Source organism: Oleispirillum naphthae (assembly GCA_027864655.1).
Taxonomy (GTDB): Bacteria; Pseudomonadota; Alphaproteobacteria; order Rhodospirillales; family Rhodospirillaceae; genus Oleispirillum; species Oleispirillum naphthae.
In genome coordinates this window covers 156,598-171,507 of record JAQAZG010000003.1, presented here as the reverse complement: position 1 = coordinate 171,507, position 14,910 = coordinate 156,598, and the positions used below count along the sequence as shown (strand labels likewise).

General features: G+C 69.4%; 12 protein-coding genes and 1 riboswitch. Of the genes, 10 read left to right on the top strand and 2 right to left on the bottom strand.

Annotated elements, in window-relative coordinates; genetic code table 11:
• Positions 1-5: 5 nt before the first annotated feature.
• Positions 6-788 carry a bifunctional demethylmenaquinone methyltransferase/2-methoxy-6-polyprenyl-1,4-benzoquinol methylase UbiE gene (ubiE, locus tag O7R11_RS05225; RefSeq protein ID WP_337996435.1) on the bottom strand — a complete coding sequence of 261 codons (783 nt, stop codon included), beginning with the start codon at positions 786-788 and terminating at the stop codon, positions 6-8.
• Between the two features lie 76 nt (positions 789-864).
• Here ubiE and mutM point away from each other — a divergent pair, with 76 nt between their 5' ends.
• From mutM to gyrB, 7 genes are all read left to right on the top strand, one after another.
• Complete coding sequence (gene mutM, locus O7R11_RS05220) at positions 865-1,701, top strand: bifunctional DNA-formamidopyrimidine glycosylase/DNA-(apurinic or apyrimidinic site) lyase (protein WP_337996434.1); 837 nt, start codon at positions 865-867, stop codon at positions 1,699-1,701.
• 14 nt (positions 1,702-1,715) lie between these two features.
• The gene (locus O7R11_RS05215; protein WP_337996433.1) at positions 1,716-2,075 is read left to right on the top strand and encodes a hypothetical protein; all 360 of its coding nucleotides are present in this window, start codon (positions 1,716-1,718) and stop codon (positions 2,073-2,075) included.
• A 123-nt stretch (positions 2,076-2,198) separates the two neighbouring features.
• A complete protein-coding gene (gene rpsT, locus O7R11_RS05210; protein WP_337996432.1) occupies positions 2,199-2,459 on the top strand; it encodes a 30S ribosomal protein S20 in 261 nt (86 codons plus the stop codon).
• Positions 2,460-2,786: 327 nt separating this feature from the next.
• Positions 2,787-4,181, top strand: a complete 1,395-nt coding sequence (gene dnaA, locus O7R11_RS05205) for a chromosomal replication initiator protein DnaA (RefSeq protein WP_337996431.1) — start codon at positions 2,787-2,789, stop codon at positions 4,179-4,181.
• Between the two features lie 376 nt (positions 4,182-4,557).
• A complete protein-coding gene (gene dnaN / locus O7R11_RS05200) occupies positions 4,558-5,676 on the top strand; it encodes a DNA polymerase III subunit beta (RefSeq protein ID WP_337996430.1) in 1,119 nt (372 codons plus the stop codon).
• Between the two features lie 22 nt (positions 5,677-5,698).
• On the top strand, positions 5,699-6,877 hold the full coding sequence (recF, locus tag O7R11_RS05195) for a DNA replication/repair protein RecF (RefSeq protein WP_337996548.1): 1,179 nt from the start codon (positions 5,699-5,701) through the stop codon (positions 6,875-6,877).
• Positions 6,878-6,897: 20 nt separating this feature from the next.
• Positions 6,898-9,342 (top strand): DNA topoisomerase (ATP-hydrolyzing) subunit B, encoded by a 2,445-nt coding sequence (gyrB, locus tag O7R11_RS05190; protein ID WP_337996547.1) that lies wholly within the window; start codon positions 6,898-6,900, stop codon positions 9,340-9,342.
• Between the two features lie 204 nt (positions 9,343-9,546).
• Here gyrB and ribB read toward each other — a convergent pair whose 3' ends face one another.
• Positions 9,547-10,206 (bottom strand): 3,4-dihydroxy-2-butanone-4-phosphate synthase, encoded by a 660-nt coding sequence (gene ribB / locus O7R11_RS05185; RefSeq protein ID WP_337996429.1) that lies wholly within the window; start codon positions 10,204-10,206, stop codon positions 9,547-9,549.
• A gap of 114 nt (positions 10,207-10,320) precedes the next feature.
• Positions 10,321-10,470: riboswitch (FMN riboswitch) on the bottom strand.
• A gap of 134 nt (positions 10,471-10,604) precedes the next feature.
• On the opposite strand from ribB, the gene O7R11_RS05180 reads away from it, so the two are divergent.
• The 3 genes from O7R11_RS05180 to ubiU are packed head-to-tail and all read left to right on the top strand — an operon-like array spanning position 10,605 to position 14,897.
• Positions 10,605-13,145, top strand: a complete 2,541-nt coding sequence (locus O7R11_RS05180) for a heavy metal translocating P-type ATPase (RefSeq protein WP_337996428.1) — start codon at positions 10,605-10,607, stop codon at positions 13,143-13,145.
• A 34-nt stretch (positions 13,146-13,179) separates the two neighbouring features.
• Entirely contained in the window at positions 13,180-13,833 is a 654-nt protein-coding gene (gene ubiT / locus O7R11_RS05175) for a ubiquinone anaerobic biosynthesis accessory factor UbiT (protein ID WP_337996427.1), read from the top strand.
• A gap of 44 nt (positions 13,834-13,877) precedes the next feature.
• Positions 13,878-14,897: a ubiquinone anaerobic biosynthesis protein UbiU gene (gene ubiU / locus O7R11_RS05170; protein ID WP_337996426.1), complete on the top strand. Its 1,020-nt coding sequence runs from the start codon at positions 13,878-13,880 to the stop codon at positions 14,895-14,897.
• Positions 14,898-14,910: the final 13 nt, after the last annotated feature.

The following is a 14,910-nucleotide window of genomic DNA, read 5'->3' as shown; positions in this document are numbered from 1 at the left end:
CGATCCTAGATCCGCCAGCCCGAATGCAGCGCCGCGATGCCGCCCGAATAGTTGCGCACCGTAACGTTGCCGAAACCCGCGTCGCGCATCGTCTGCGCCAGTTCCTCCTGCGCCGGGAACTTGCGGATGCTCTCCGCCAGATAGCGGTACGCCTCGGGATTGTGGGCGATGAGACGGCCGAGCGTGGGCAGCACGGTGAAGGAATAGGCGTCGTAGGCCTTGTCGAGCACCGGCAGCACGACGCGGGAGAACTCCAGGCAGAGGAAGCGCCCGCCCGGCTTCAGCACGCGGTGCGCCTCGGAGAGCGCGCGGGCGATGTCGGTGACGTTGCGCAGGCCGAAGGAGATGGTGTAGGCGTCCACCGAACGGTCGGGCAGGGGCACGTCCTGGGCGTCGATGCACAGCCATTCCAGGCCGTCGATGCCGCGGTCGATGGCGCGGTCCTGGCCGACGCGCAGCATCTCGGTGTTGATGTCGGCAACGATGATCCGCGCCGCGCCGCCCTTTTCCATCACCCGCTTGCGGATGCGGAAGGCGATGTCGCCGGTGCCGCCCGCGACGTCGAGGTAGGTGCGCCCCGGGCGCGGGTTCAGGGCGTCGATCATCGCGCTCTTCCACACCCGGTGCACGCCCATGCTCATCAGGTCGTTCATCAGGTCGTAGCGGCCGGCCACCGCGTCGAAAACGCCGCGCACCAGGCCCGCCTTGGCGGCGGTGTCCACGGTCTTGAAGCCGAAATGGGTGGTCGGGCCGAGGCCGGGACCGGCGGATTTTTCATCGATCGACATGACCGCACCATAGCGGATGCGCCGCCGCCGCACCATGTTGAAAATGCGTTTTTCATCCCCCTCGCCGGGACCGAACATGCCGGAACTGCCGGAAGTCGAAACCGTCCGCCGCGGGCTTCTGCCGATCCTGCCGGGCCGCCGCATCGCGGGCGTTCTGGTGCGCCGTCGCGACCTGCGCCGCACCGTGCCGCTGGACTTCGGTCCGTGCGTCGTCGGCCGCCGCATCGAAGGCCTCGCCCGCCGCGGCAAGGTTCTGCTGTGGGACCTTTCGGACGGCGGCACGGTCTTGATCCACCTCGGCATGTCCGGCCATGTGGAAACCGACCCGCAGGCCCCGCTGGGCCCGCACCACCACCTGCGATTCACCCTGGACGACGGCGGCGCGGTCACCTTCTGCGACCCGCGGCGCTTCGGCTTCGTCGATTACGCCGCGCCGGGAAGCCTCGCCGCCGACCCCCTGCTCGCCCGCCTCGGGCCGGAGCCTCTCGCCCCGGCGTTTTCCGCCGCGGCGCTGGCCGCCGGCCTTTCCGGACGCAGCGGGCCGGTGAAGACCGCGCTGCTCGACCAGGCCCTGGTCGCCGGGCTCGGCAACATCTACGTCTGCGAGGCGCTCTACCGCGCCGGAATCTCCCCCGCCGTCGCCGCGGGGTCGCTTTCCGCCGCGCGCGTCGCCCGCCTTGCCGAAGCGATCGCCGCGGTGCTGGCCGAAGCGGTGGAAGCGGGCGGCTCCTCCCTGCGCGACCACCGCCGCCCCGACGGCACGCTGGGGTATTTCCAGATGCGGTTCGCCGTCTACGACCGCGAGGGCGAACCCTGCCCGGCGCATCCGGACGGGGCGAATCCGCGCCACCGCATCAAACGCATCGTGCAATCCGGCCGCTCCACGTATTATTGTCCCGGCTGTCAGCGCTGAACGGGAACCACGGCATGCGCATCTGGATTCGAACCGCTCTCCTCGCGGCGGGCCTCGCCCTCGCGGCGGCGGCCCCGGCGCAGGCCGCGGGCTTCCTCACCGGGCACGAGGACCTGCCGCTCTTGGCCGGGCTCACCCAGGACCGCGACTCGGTGATGGTGTTCGACACGCCGCAGGGCCGCGTGGTGGAAGCCTTCGCCCAGACGCCGCAATCCGCCGCCGCCGTGCTCGCCGCCTATGCCGAAACCCTGCCGCAGCTCGGCTGGAGCGGAAAGACCGCGGCGAAGTTCGTCCGCGACGGGGAAACGCTGACCTTCGAGGTGGTCTCCAAGGGGCCGCCCACGGTGATCCGCATCCTCATCACCTCGGATTGAAAACGCCGCGCGGAATCGCCGCAAACAAGGCACAAAGCGGTTGACCTGGGCGCGCGGGACGCGTATAAGCCCCCCTCTCGCCAGTGTGCGAGTCTGGATGAAACGAACGGGTTTTCTCAGGTCATGGCCAACCACATCTCTTCCAAGAAGCGGATTCGCCGCAACGAACGGCGCGCCGTGATCAACAAGAACCGCCTCAGCCGGGTCCGCACCTTCGTGAAGAAGGTCGAAGCCGCGATCGAGGCCGGCAACAAGGACGAGGCGCAGGCGGCGTTCCTGGCGGCCATGCCGGAGCTGCACCGCGGCGCCTCCCGGGGCGTCATGCACCGCAACACGGTGTCGCGCAAGACCTCGCGTCTGGCGGCGAAAATCAAGGCGATGTAATCCGGTCTCGGGTTCGCTCGACACCATCGCGGGGCGGCTTCGGGCCGCCCTTTGCATGTGCGGCGGATTCGCCGCGTCTTCCCTGCCGCGCCGACCCCGGCCGCGGCGTACGCCACGGCGGCAAGCCGTCGGCGGTCAAGGGTTTTTCCGGTCCTGCGGCGACGTCGTTGCGCCGCCCGTCCGGCGCGCCTACCATGCCCGCTTCCGGTTTGCGGCGGCGCGGTGGAGGGACCGCGCCGCAACGGAGCGGCAGGAAGGCCGGAAAACACGCCGGGGGGCGGTGCCGGAGCGAATGGGCTGGCGGGACACGCAGAGTCAGTGGGGCAAATGGAACAGCAATGGGAGCGCGTTCAGGATCTGTTGCGGGGTGAAATCGGGGATGCCGCTTACCGCAACTGGCTGCAGCCGATCTGCGTCGTCGAGGCGCAGCGCGATGCGGTCTGCCTGGGAGTGCCCACCCGCTTCATCCGCGACTGGGTGGTCGAACACTACGCGCAACGCATCCGCGAACTGTGGGCGGAGCTGAGCGGCGAATCCGTCGATGTGAGCTTCGTGGTACAGCCGGTGCGGCGCGCCGCCTCCGGCCTGTTGGAGCCGGACCCGGCGGCCTCGGCGGAGGTGATCTCCCTGCCCGCCGTGGCGGAGGCCCCGGCGGAAGACCGCGACTCCATGAACGCGCCGCTCGACAAGCGCTTCACCTTCGACACCTTCGTCGTCGGCAAGCCCAACGAATTCGCCTGGGCCGCGGCGCGCCGCGTCGCGGAATCCGACATTCCGCCGTTCAACCCGCTGTTCCTCTATTCCGGCGTCGGCCTCGGCAAGACCCACCTGATGCACGCCATCGCCTGGCACATCCGCGAGCGCGACCCGGGCCGCACCGTCGGCTACCTCTCGGCGGAAAAGTTCATGTACCGGTTCATCCGCGCGCTGCGCTACCACGACATGATGAACTTCAAGGAACAGCTCCGCTCCCTCGACGTGCTGATGATCGACGACGTGCAGTTCATCAGCGACAAGGACTCCACCCAGGAGGAGTTCTTCCACACCTTCAATGCCCTGATGGACCAGGGCAAGCAGATCATCATCTCCGCCGACAAGTCGCCCACCGACCTCCAGGGCATCGAGGAACGGCTGAAATCCCGCCTCGGCTGCGGCCTGGTGGCGGATATCCATCCCACCAGCTACGAACTCCGCCTCGGCATCCTCGAATCCAAGGTCGAACAGATCAAGTCCGAACAGTCCCGCCCCGACGCCGCCGAAGTCCTCATCCCGCCGAAGGTCCTGGAGTTCCTCGCCCACAAGATCACCACCAACGTCCGCGAGCTCGAAGGCGCGCTGCGCCGCGTCGTCGCCCATGCCCAGCTGATCGGCCGCGACATCACGCTGGAAAGCACCCAGGAAGTCCTCCACGACCTGCTGCGCCAGCGCGAACGCCACCTCACCATCGACGCGATCCAGAAGGAAGTCGCCCAGCACTTCAACATCAAGATCGCCGACATGTCCTCGCCGCGCCGCGCCCGCGCCGTGGCCCGCCCGCGCCAGGTCGCGATGTACCTGGCGAAGCAGCTCACCGCCCGCTCCCTGCCGGAGATCGGCCGCAAGTTCGGCGGCCGCGACCACACCACGGTGATGCACGCGGTGAAGAAGGTCGAGGAACTGATGCAGCAGGACACCGACTTCGCCGAGGAAGTCGATCTGCTGCGCCGGATGCTGGAAAACTAGACCCCCGCTCCCCGAAAAAACCAAAATTTCGCGGAGGGACTTGGTCCCTCCGCGCCTCCCATGACTTGTTTTTCCGCGAAGCGGGATAAACCTGTGCTTGCCGCACGCACGGTCTTACGGCGCTGCGCGCAAAAACCAGGGACATGGGGTCAAGGGGTCCGCGACCCCTTGCGGGTCCGGGCAGAGCCCGGCCTGGTTTTTACCTCCACCGCGCCGCGTTTTCACTTGGGCGGGGGTGTGCGTGTGCTATACTGACCGGCCCTTCTGGTGGGGGTTGTTCCTCAGTTCTCAAGGGATTATTCCGGGGGTTCGGGCGGCTGCGGGGATGCGGCCGGGGGCTCCCGGTTTCCCGACATCACGGGTGAGTCGCACCGACATGAAGCTTTCGATCGAACGCGCGCAACTCTTCAAATCGCTGCAACACGTGCAAAGCGTCGTCGAGCGGCGCAACACCATTCCGATCCTTTCCAACGTCAAACTGGTGGCGGGCGATGCGGGGCTTTCCCTGAACGCCACGGACCTCGACCTCGACATCACCGAGACGGTGCCCGCCGAGGTGGCGGAGCCCGGCGCGACCACGGCGCCCGCGCACATCCTGTTCGACATCGTGCGCAAGCTGCCGGACGGCGCGGTGGTGGAGATCTCCACGCCGGGCGAGGACGGCCAGATGATGCTCACCTCCGGACGGTCGCGGTTCGCCCTCTCGGCGCTGTCGGTGGACGAGTTCCCGGCGATGACCGGCGGCGCGCTGACCCATTTCTTCCGCATCGCGGCGGCGGACCTGCGCGGCCTGATCGACCGCACCCGCTTCGCCATCGCGGTGGAGGAGACGCGCTACTACCTCAACGGCATCTTTTTGCACCAGTCGGCGGCCGAGGGCGTGCCGGTGCTGCGCGCCGTGGCCACCGACGGCCACCGCCTGGCGCGCGTCGAGTTGCCGCTGCCGGAGGGCGCGCAGGGCATGCCGGGGGTGATTTTGCCGCGCAAGACGGTGACCGAGCTGCGCAAGCTGATCGAGGACACCGCGGCGGACATTTCGGTGTCGCTGTCGGATTCGCGGGTGCGCTTCGCCTTCGACGACGCGGTGATGTCGTCCAAGCTGATCGACGGCACCTTCCCCGACTACGAGCGGGTGATCCCCACCGACAACGACAAGGTCCTGGAAGTCGATTGCAAGGCGTTCAGCCAGGCGGTGGACCGCGTTTCCGCGGTGTCGTCGGAGAAATCGCGCGCGGTGAAGGTGCAGGTGCAGAACGGCCTGGTCAAGCTGTCGGCCTCCAGCCCCGAAAGCGGCAGCGCCGAGGAAGAACTGGAAGCGGCCTACGACGGCGCGCCGCTGGAGATCGGCTTCAACGCCCGCTACCTCCTGGACATCATGGGGCAGATCGAGGGCGACGCGGCGCGCTTCGGCATGCTCGATGCGGCCTCGCCCACGGTGGTGCGCGACGTGGCGGATGCCAGCGCGGTGTACGTGCTGATGCCGATGCGCGTCTAGGGCGGGCGGCGCGGGCCTCGTGATGGAGCGTTCGGCATGCCTGCCCAGAGATGCGGGTGCGGCGCGCACCGCGGTGCGGCGGCTCACCCTCACCGACTTCCGCTGTTATGAGCGGCAGCGCCTCGACCTCGGCGCCGCGCCGGTGGTGCTGACCGGGCCGAACGGCGCGGGCAAGACCAACCTTCTGGAAGCGGTGTCCTTCCTCACCCCCGGCCGGGGCCTGCGCCGCGCGCGGCTGGCCGAGGCGGTGCGCCACGGCGCGCAGGCGGGCTGGGCGGTGGCGGCGGAAGTGGAGAGCGCCGGACAGAGCGTGGCGGTGGGCACCGGCTGGAGCGGCGAGGACGGCGAGAGCAAGCGCATGGTGCGGATGGATGGCCAGCCGCTGCGCAGCCTGGCGGATCTCGGACGGGTGCTGCCGGTGCTGTGGCTCACCCCGGCGATGGACCGCCTGTTCATCGAGGGCGCATCGCACCGGCGGCGCTTCCTCGACCGCATGGTCAACGCGCTCGATTCCGGGCATGCGGAGCGCGCCGCGGCCTATGTGCGGGCGATGCGCCAGCGCCTGACGCTGCTGAAGGAAGGCCGCCGCGACGATGCCTGGCTCGCGGCGCTGGAATCGGTGATGGCGGCGCAGGGCGTGGCGGTGGCGGCGGCGCGCTGCGACTGGGTGCTGCGGCTCGCGCCCTTCGCGGCGGCGGGCCACGGCCCCTTCCCCGGCTGCGGCCTGGCGCTGGCGGGCGCGCTGGAGGCGGAACTCGCCGAAGGCGCCTCGGCGCTGGCGGTGGAGGACGGCTTCCGCGCCCGGCTGCGCGCCGCGCGCGGCCTCGACGCGGCGGCGGGCGCCACCACCGGCGGGCCGCACAGAAGCGACCTCGCGGCGACGCATCTCGGCAAGGAGATGCCGGCGCAGTTGGCCTCCACCGGCGAGCAGAAGGCGCTGCTGATCGGCCTGGTGCTGGCGCAGGCCCGCGTGCTGGCGCAGGGGCGCACCGCGCCGCCGCTCCTCCTGCTGGACGAGGTGGCGGCGCACCTGGATGCGGAACGCCGCGCCGCGCTGTTCGATACCCTTGCCGGTTTTCCGGGGCAATCCTGGCTCACCGGCACCGATGCGGCCCTCTTCGCGCCCTTGCAGGGCCGCGCCCAGTTTCTGGCGGTGGAAGCCGCCGCCGTGACGGGGGAAACCCCGATGACCAAGGACTGAATCCGTTGAGCGACATCACCATGCCTGCGACCGAAACCTACGATTCCCAGTCGATCAAGGTCCTCAAGGGACTGGAGGCGGTGCGCAAACGCCCCGGCATGTACATCGGCGACACCGACGACGGCTCGGGCCTGCACCACATGGTCTACGAGGTGGTGGACAACGCCATCGACGAGGCGCTGGCGGGCTATTGCGACCGCTGCGACGTCACCCTCAACGCCAACGGCTCGGTCACCGTGCGCGACAACGGCCGCGGCATCCCGGTGGACATCCACAAGGAGGAAGGCGTCTCCGCCGCCGAGGTCATCATGACCCAGCTGCACGCGGGCGGAAAGTTCGACCAGAACTCCTACAAGGTCTCGGGCGGCCTGCACGGCGTCGGCGTCTCGGTGGTCAACGCGCTGTCGGAATGGCTGGACCTGCGGGTCTGGCGCGGCGGCCACGAATACTTCATGCGCTTCCGCCACGGCGACGCCGAGGCGCCGCTCGCCCAGGTCGGCGCCGCGCCCAAGCGCGACGACGGCAGGCCCTTCACCGGCACCGAGATCACCTTCCTCGCCTCGAGCGAAACCTTCACCATGACCACCTACGACTTCGCGACGCTGGAACACCGGCTGCGCGAACTCGCCTTCCTCAACTCCGGGGTCTACCTGTCGCTCACCGACGCCCGCACGCCGGAAAAACGCACCGTGGACTTCCACTACGAGGGCGGCATCGAGGCGTTCGTGCGCTACCTCGACCGCACCAAGACGGCGCTGCACTCCCCGCCGATCACGATGAGCGGCGAGAAGGAGGGGATCGTCCTGGAAGTCTCCATGGAATGGACCGACTCCTATCACGATTCCACGCTCTGCTTCACCAACAACATCCCGCAGCGCGACGGCGGCACCCACCTCGCGGGCTTCCGCGCCGCGCTCACCCGCTCGGTCAACGCCTACGCCAACGATTCCGGCATCGCCAAGCGCGAAAAAGTGGCGCTCACCGGCGAGGACATGCGCGAGGGCCTCTCCTGCATCCTCTCGGTCAAGGCGCCGGACCCCAAGTTCTCCTCGCAGACCAAGGACAAGCTGGTCTCCTCCGAGGTGCGCCCGGTGATCGAGGCGATCGTCGGCGACAGGCTCACCCAGTGGTTCGAGGAACACCCCACCGAGGCGAAAAAGATCATCGGCAAGGTGATCGAGGCCGCCGCGGCGCGCGAGGCGGCACGCAAGGCGCGCGACCTCACCCGCCGCAAGACCGCGCTCGACGTCGCCACCCTGCCGGGCAAGCTCGCCGACTGCCAGGAACGCGACCCCGCGCTCTCCGAACTCTTCCTGGTGGAGGGCGATTCCGCCGGCGGCTCCGCCAAACAGGGCCGCGACCGCGCCAACCAGGCGATCCTGCCGCTCAAGGGCAAGATCCTCAACGTCGAACGCGCGCGCCGCGACAAGATGCTCTCCTCGGCGGAAATCGGCACCCTGATCACCGCCATCGGCACCGGCATCGGCGCAGGCATCGACCGCGACGACTTCGACATCGACAAGGCGCGCTACCACAAGATCATCATCATGACCGACGCCGACGTGGACGGCGCGCACATCCGCACCCTGCTGCTCACCTTCTTCTTCCGCCAGATGCCGGAACTCATCGAACGCGGCTTCCTCTACATCGCGCAGCCGCCGCTCTACCGGGTCAAACGCGGCGAAACCAAGGGCCGCTACCTCAAGGACGACCGCGAACTCGAGGACTACCTCACCGACAGCGGCGTCGCCGACGCGGTGCTCGTCCTCCACGACGGTCAGCAGATCGCCGCCAACGACCTCAAGCACCTCACCGAACGCTGCCGCTCCGCCAAGCACCTGCTCACCCCGCTGTCGCGCTCCGTGCCGATGCACATCGTCGAACAGGCGGCGATCGCGGGCGCGCTGGAACCCCACGTGCTCGACGACAAGACCACCGCCCAGGCCGCGGCCAACCATATCGCCCAGGTGCTCGACGCGCTGGAGCCGCCCTACGCCCGCGGCTGGAGCGGCGAACGCTCCGCCGAAGGCGGCCTCACCTTCAAGCGCATCCTGCGCGGCGTGCCCCAGGTGGTCACCCTGGAACCCACCATGCTGGAAAGCCCGGAGGCGCGCCGCCTGCGCACCGTGGCGGCGGAACTCGCGGACTTCTTCACCCACCCCGCGACGCTGAAAAGCAAGGACAAGGAAACCCGCATCGACGGCCCGGTGGCGCTCGCCGACGCGGTGATGGACGCAGGCCGCAAGGGCATCACCATCCAACGCTACAAAGGCCTGGGCGAAATGAACCCCGACCAGCTGTGGGAAACCACGCTCGACCCCAATGCCCGGACCCTGCTCCAGGTCACCGTCCGCCAGGCCGACGAGGCGGAGGATATCTTCTCCACCCTCATGGGCGACGTCGTCGAACCCCGCCGCGACTTCATCGTCGAAAACGCGATGAACGTAGTGAACCTGGACGCGTAGGGGCGGGATGGAATCAAAAACCAGGCCGGGCTCCGCCCGGACCCGCGAGGGGCCGGAAGGCCCCTCGACCCCATAACTTATTTTTCGCCGCGTAGCGGCAGGCAACATCCCCCGTGGCAACCGCACGGGCTTATCGCGTTGCGCGCAAAAACGAAAAGTTGGGGGAGGCGCGGAGGGACCGAGTCCCTCCGCAAAGTTTTGGTGTCACCCCGGCACCTTCAGCAGGTCGGCAATGGAGACTATGGGCAGGGCGTGGGCATAGGCGAAGCCGGTGAGGCGGTCGCCTTTGGCCATGGTTCCGTCGGGGTTGGTGACTTCGCAGAGCACGCCCGCGGGGGGCAGCCCGGCGCGGCGCATCAGGTCGAGGGTGGCTTCGGTATGGCCCTGGCGTCCGGCGAGGCCCTGCGGGTTGGCCGCCAGCGGGAAGACGTGGCCGGGGCGGGCGAGGTCTTGGGGTTTGGCTGCCGGGTCGGTGGCGGCCTTCACCGTGGCGACGCGGTCGGCGGCGGAGACGCCGGTGGTGACGCCGCTCGCCGCCTCGATGGAGACGGTGAACGGCGTGCCGTAGGCGGACGAGTTGTCCGCAACCATGGGCGGCAGGCCGAGTTGGCGGCAGCGTTCCGCGGTGAGGACGAGGCAGACGATGCCGGAGCCTTCGCGTATGAGCAGGGCCATTTGCGCGGCGGTCAACGTATGGGCGGCGAAGATCATGTCGCCTTCGTTTTCGCGGTCCGGGTCGTCGGTGACGACGACGCCGCGCCCGGCCTTGAGCGCCGCGACGGCGCGGGCGACGCGGTCGGCCGCGGCATCGGGGCTACAGAACGGGACTTCGGGGGTATAGGACTTTACGACGGTCTGATTCATGGTTCTCACATGCTCCGTAAGCAATGAGCCTGAATCAGGGCAATTCAGAGACTTGCGGCGAGCCGCAAACGCGGACGGTCCGGCCCGCGGGTTCCCCCGCGCGGCAAGCCGTCTACCCATTCTCTTCCATCCGGACTGTACCGTCGGCTCCGGTTTCGCACCGGATCTGCTGACCCCGCCCCTTGGGGGGACGGGCGCTCGCGGGCTTTCCTCTTGCGAGGGATTACCGCCGGTCGGGAATTGCACCCTGCCCTGAGAACAAGCATATCGTTGGCAGAGACTATCGTGCCGCGCCCGCGCCCGGTCAACCCCTATCCGGCCAAAATCTGGACGGAGCCGACGCGGCGTGCGACAGTCTTGATACGCCCTGATTTTTTCGAGGTTGAGGCACCCGCCGCATGTCCGTCCCGCCGACCGAGACGACCCCAGAAGCCGCCGACCCCGGCCCGTACCGCCGCGTCGCACTGCCGGTGTCCGGCATGGGCGACGCCGCGGCGGCGCAGCGCCTCGCCAACCGCCTGCGCCGCATGGAGGGGGTGATCGCGGTGGAGGTGTCCCCCGGCCTGGACGCGGTGAGTCTGACCCTGGACCCGGCGCGCGCCACCTTGCCCGAGGTGGTGCGCGAGCTGGAGGGACTGGAGGTTGCGGTGATCGACGCCCTGGTGCCGCTCTCCATCCGCGGCATGACCTCCAGCGCCTGCGTGGTGCGGGTGCGCCATGCGCTGGAGACGGTAGAGGGCGTCATCGAGGCGCAGGTCAACCCGGTGCTGAACCGCGCCGACGTGCGCCTGGTCTCCACCGCGCGCGACGTGGAGGCCCTGATGCAGGCGGTGCGCCGCGTGGGCTACGGCGTCACGCCCTTGGGCGAACACGGCGCGGTGGCGGATGTGGAGAGCGCGGCGGCCTACGGCTTCGGCGCGGGGGCGAGCCGCGTGGAGTCCCTGATGCTCGGCATCGTCGGAGTGCTCACCGTGCCCTTGCTCGCAAACCTCGCCTGGCGGGTGCTGGGCGAGGGCCCGCTGTTCGGCGTGGTGTGGGCGTTCCTGCTGTCCTCGGTGGTGCTCTCGCTGGGCGGCGCGCGCTATGTGTTCGGCGCGTGGCGGGCGATCCGCGAGCGCACCGCGACGATGGACATCCTGGTGGTTCTCGGCAGCGCTTCGGCTTTCTTCTACAGCGTCATCGCGTGGATCGCCATGGGTCCGGCGGGGCGCAACCTCTATTTCGAGACCGCCGCGGCGATCATCGCCTTCGTGCGCCTGGGCAAGTGGCTGGAAGCGGTGGTCAAGCACGGCACCACGCGGGCGATCCGCTCGCTGATGGAGCTGCGCGCGAAGAGCGCCCGGGTGATCCGCGACGGTGCGCTGGTCTCCAAGCCGATCGAGTCGGTGGCGGTGGGCGACGTGGTGCTGGTGAAGCCCTACGAGCGCATCCCGGTGGACGGGGCGATCGTGCGCGGCGAGAGCACGGTGGACGCCTCGATGATCACCGGCGCGGGCCTGCCGGAGGACAAGACGGTGGGCGACCTGGTGACCGGCGGCACGATGAACGGCGGCGGCACCTTGCATGTGGAGGCGCGGCGCGCCGCGGCGGACTCCACGCTGGCGCGGATCATCGCCCTGGTGGAGGAAGCGCAGGCCCGGCGCGTGCCGTTGCAGCGTTTCGTCGATCGCACCACCACGATGTTCGTGCCGGTGGTGCTGGGGATCGCGGCGTTCACCCTGTTCGCCTGGCTGGCGCTCAACGCCCCCTTCGCCGAGGCGGTCAACGCCGCGGTTTCCGTGCTCGTCATCGCCTGCCCGTGCGCCCTCGGCCTGGCCGCGCCGACGGCGCTGGTGGCGGGCACCGGCGCGGCGGCCAAGGCGGGCATTCTGATCCGCGACATCGACAGCCTGGAAAAGGCCTACCGCGTCGATACCGTGCTGTTCGACAAGACCGGCACGCTGACCGAGGGGCGGCCCTTCGTCACCTCGGTGGAGGCCCTGGACGGCGACGTCTCGCGCCTGCTTTACCTCGCCGCTTCGGCGCAGCAGGGCAACGAGCATCCGCTCGGCCGCGCCATCCTGGAGTATGCGGAAAACTACGGCATCGTGCCCGCGGCGCTCAAGTCCTTCGAGGCGATACCCGGCCGCGGCGTGCGCGCCGCGCTCGAGGGCCACACCGAGGTCCTGATCGGCAACCGCCCGCTGATGGAGAGCGCGGGCGTGGATATGGACGTCGGCGAGTGGATCGTGCCGATGCTGGCGATGAAGGGCCGCTCGGCGATCTGGGTGGCGGAAAACGCCCGGCTGATCGGCGGACTCTCGGTATGCGACCCGCTGCGGGTGGATGCGCGGCGCGCGGTGGCCGCCCTGCAGAAGGACCGCATCGCCTGCGCCGTGGTTTCCGGCGACGCGGACTCCGCGGTGGCGGCGGTGGCCGAGGCGCTGGCGATCAAGAACGCCTTCTGCGACGCCCTGCCGGAAACCAAGACCCGCATCGTCCGCCGCCTGCAGCGCATCGGCCGCAGCGTCGCCATGGTCGGCGACGGCATCAACGACGCCCCGGCGCTGGCGCAGGCGGACCTCGGCATCGCGGTGGGGTCCGCCGCCGATGCGGCGTTGCAGAGCGCCGACATCACGCTGTTGCGCACCGACGTGATTTCCGTCACCAACGCGCTGGCGGTGGCCCGCGAAACCTGGAAGAAGATCCGCCAGAACCTGGCGCTCGCCTTCGTCTACAACCTCATCGCCCTGCCGCTCGCGGCGCTCGGGCTGCTCAGCCCGGCGGTGGCGGGCGCGGCGATGGCCGCCTCCAGCATCAGCGTGGTGCTCAACGCCTTCCTGCTCACCCGGTGGAAGCCCCAGCTCCCCGACGCCGCGCCGCCGGAGGCCCCGCTCGACCCCTGCCGCACCGCCTTTGCGCCGATGCAGGGGGGGGACAAACCCGAAACGCCGTGCTAAAACGACCCCCAGCGCATGCCATAAGGAAGCCACGATGACGACGCCGCCGTTCTCTCCCATTCTCATGGGCGGCTTGCTGTTGCGGGCGATTCCGCCGGAGCTGGTGCAGCCCGTCGCGGAGCGTCTGGCCCGCCGCCTGCAAGACCGCCACCCCGGCATTTTCGAACGCCTCGCGCCGCTTGGCCCGCGCAGCTTCGCCATCGACGTCACCGACCTGCCGTGGCTGTTTCTCCTCTCCGTGGCGGAAGGCGAGGGCCATGTCGAGGTGCGCGCCAAGTCCGACGAAACCGCGGCGGATGCCCGCATCCACGCCCCCCTGAAGGTGCTGTTCGGCTTGCTGGACGGCAGCATCGACGGCGACGCGATGTTCTTCACCCGCGACCTCGCCTACGAGGGCGATACCGAGGCGGTGGTGGCGCTGCGCAATGCGCTGGACGGCGCGGACGTGGACTTCATCGCCGACATCGCCTCCGCCTTCGGGCCGCTTTCCGGCGCGGCGCAGGCGGTGGCGGAAAAGGCGCTCGCCGGGTTCTCCCGCGCCGAGGCCGACCTCGCGGCGGTGGGCGAGTCGCTGATCCAGCCGGTGGTGCGCCGCACCGACGCGCAGGCCCGCCGCATCGAGGAACTGGAAGAACGCTGCGCGCGGCTGGAAAAGGCCTTGCGCCGGGTCAAGACCATGCCTACCTGAGAACGGTTCTCAAAATCCCCGCGCCCGCCGAAGGAGGCTCCGCCATGACACGCGTCGCCCGCGATCCGTCCCGCCCGGTCACCACCCTGGAACTGGTCTGCCCGGCGGGAACCCCCGCCGCCCTGCGCACCGCCGTGGATGCGGGCGCGCACACCGTCTATTGCGGCTTCCGCGACGAAACCAACGCCCGCAACTTCCCCGGCCTCAACTTCAACCGCGCGGAACTGCGCGAAGGCGTGGCCTACGCCCACGACCACGGCGCCGACGTGCTGGTCGCGATCAACACCTTCCCCGAGGCGGGCAACCTCGCCCCCTGGCACCGCGCCATCGACGACGCGGCGGAGATCGGCGCAGACGCCGCCATCCTCGCCGATATCGGCCTCGTCGCCTATGCCCGCGACAACTGCCCCAACATCCGCCGCCACCTCTCGGTGCAGGCCGCGGCCTCGACGCCCGAGGGCATCAACTTCTACGCCCGCGAGTTCGGCATCTCCCGCGTCGTGCTGCCGCGCGTCCTCACCCTGCCGGAAATCAAGGAGCTCAACCGCCACACCGATGTGGAGACCGAGGTCTTCGTCTTCGGCGGCCTGTGCGTGATGGCGGAGGGCCGCTGCTCGCTCTCCTCCTACGTCACCGGCAAATCGCCCAACAAGACCGGCGTGTGTTCCCCGGCCAGCCACGTCGCCTACGAGGAACACGGCTCCGGCCTCGATTCCAAGCTCGGCGGCTTCACCATCAACCGCTTCGCCGAGGGCGAACCGGCGGGCTACCCCACCCTGTGCAAGGGCCGCTTCTCCGCCAACGACAAGGTGAGCTACCTGTTCGAGGAGCCGGTGAGCCTCAACCTCCTCACCATGCTGCCGGAAGTGGCGGACGCGGGCGTCACCGCCCTCAAGATCGAAGGCCGCCAGCGCGGCAAGGCCTATGTGGAAAAGGTGGTGCGCGCCTTCCGCAAGGCGGTGGACGCGCTCGACCGCGGCGAACAGCTGGACGCCGCGGCGATCGCCGACCTCACCGAGGGCGGCCGCGAAACCGCGGGCGCCTACAAGAAAGCCTGGCACTGAGCAAGGAGCGCCG

What these genes read in the sequence shown, in the direction of transcription:
- gyrB (WP_337996547.1), top strand. Translation starts at nt 6,898, where the DNA reads ATGCCTGCGACCGAAACCTACGATTCCCAGTCGATCAAGGTCCTCAAG.
- dnaA (WP_337996431.1), top strand. Translation starts at nt 2,787, where the DNA reads ATGGAACAGCAATGGGAGCGCGTTCAGGATCTGTTGCGGGGTGAAATC.
- O7R11_RS05215 (WP_337996433.1), top strand. Translation starts at nt 1,716, where the DNA reads ATGCGCATCTGGATTCGAACCGCTCTCCTCGCGGCGGGCCTCGCCCTC.
- ubiT (WP_337996427.1), top strand. Translation starts at nt 13,180, where the DNA reads ATGACGACGCCGCCGTTCTCTCCCATTCTCATGGGCGGCTTGCTGTTG.
- ubiE (WP_337996435.1), bottom strand. Translation starts at nt 788, where the DNA reads ATGTCGATCGATGAAAAATCCGCCGGTCCCGGCCTCGGCCCGACCACC.
- mutM (WP_337996434.1), top strand. Translation starts at nt 865, where the DNA reads ATGCCGGAACTGCCGGAAGTCGAAACCGTCCGCCGCGGGCTTCTGCCG.
- ribB (WP_337996429.1), bottom strand. Translation starts at nt 10,206, where the DNA reads ATGAATCAGACCGTCGTAAAGTCCTATACCCCCGAAGTCCCGTTCTGT.
- ubiU (WP_337996426.1), top strand. Translation starts at nt 13,878, where the DNA reads ATGACACGCGTCGCCCGCGATCCGTCCCGCCCGGTCACCACCCTGGAA.
- rpsT (WP_337996432.1), top strand. Translation starts at nt 2,199, where the DNA reads ATGGCCAACCACATCTCTTCCAAGAAGCGGATTCGCCGCAACGAACGG.
- recF (WP_337996548.1), top strand. Translation starts at nt 5,699, where the DNA reads ATGGAGCGTTCGGCATGCCTGCCCAGAGATGCGGGTGCGGCGCGCACC.
- dnaN (WP_337996430.1), top strand. Translation starts at nt 4,558, where the DNA reads ATGAAGCTTTCGATCGAACGCGCGCAACTCTTCAAATCGCTGCAACAC.
- O7R11_RS05180 (WP_337996428.1), top strand. Translation starts at nt 10,605, where the DNA reads ATGTCCGTCCCGCCGACCGAGACGACCCCAGAAGCCGCCGACCCCGGC.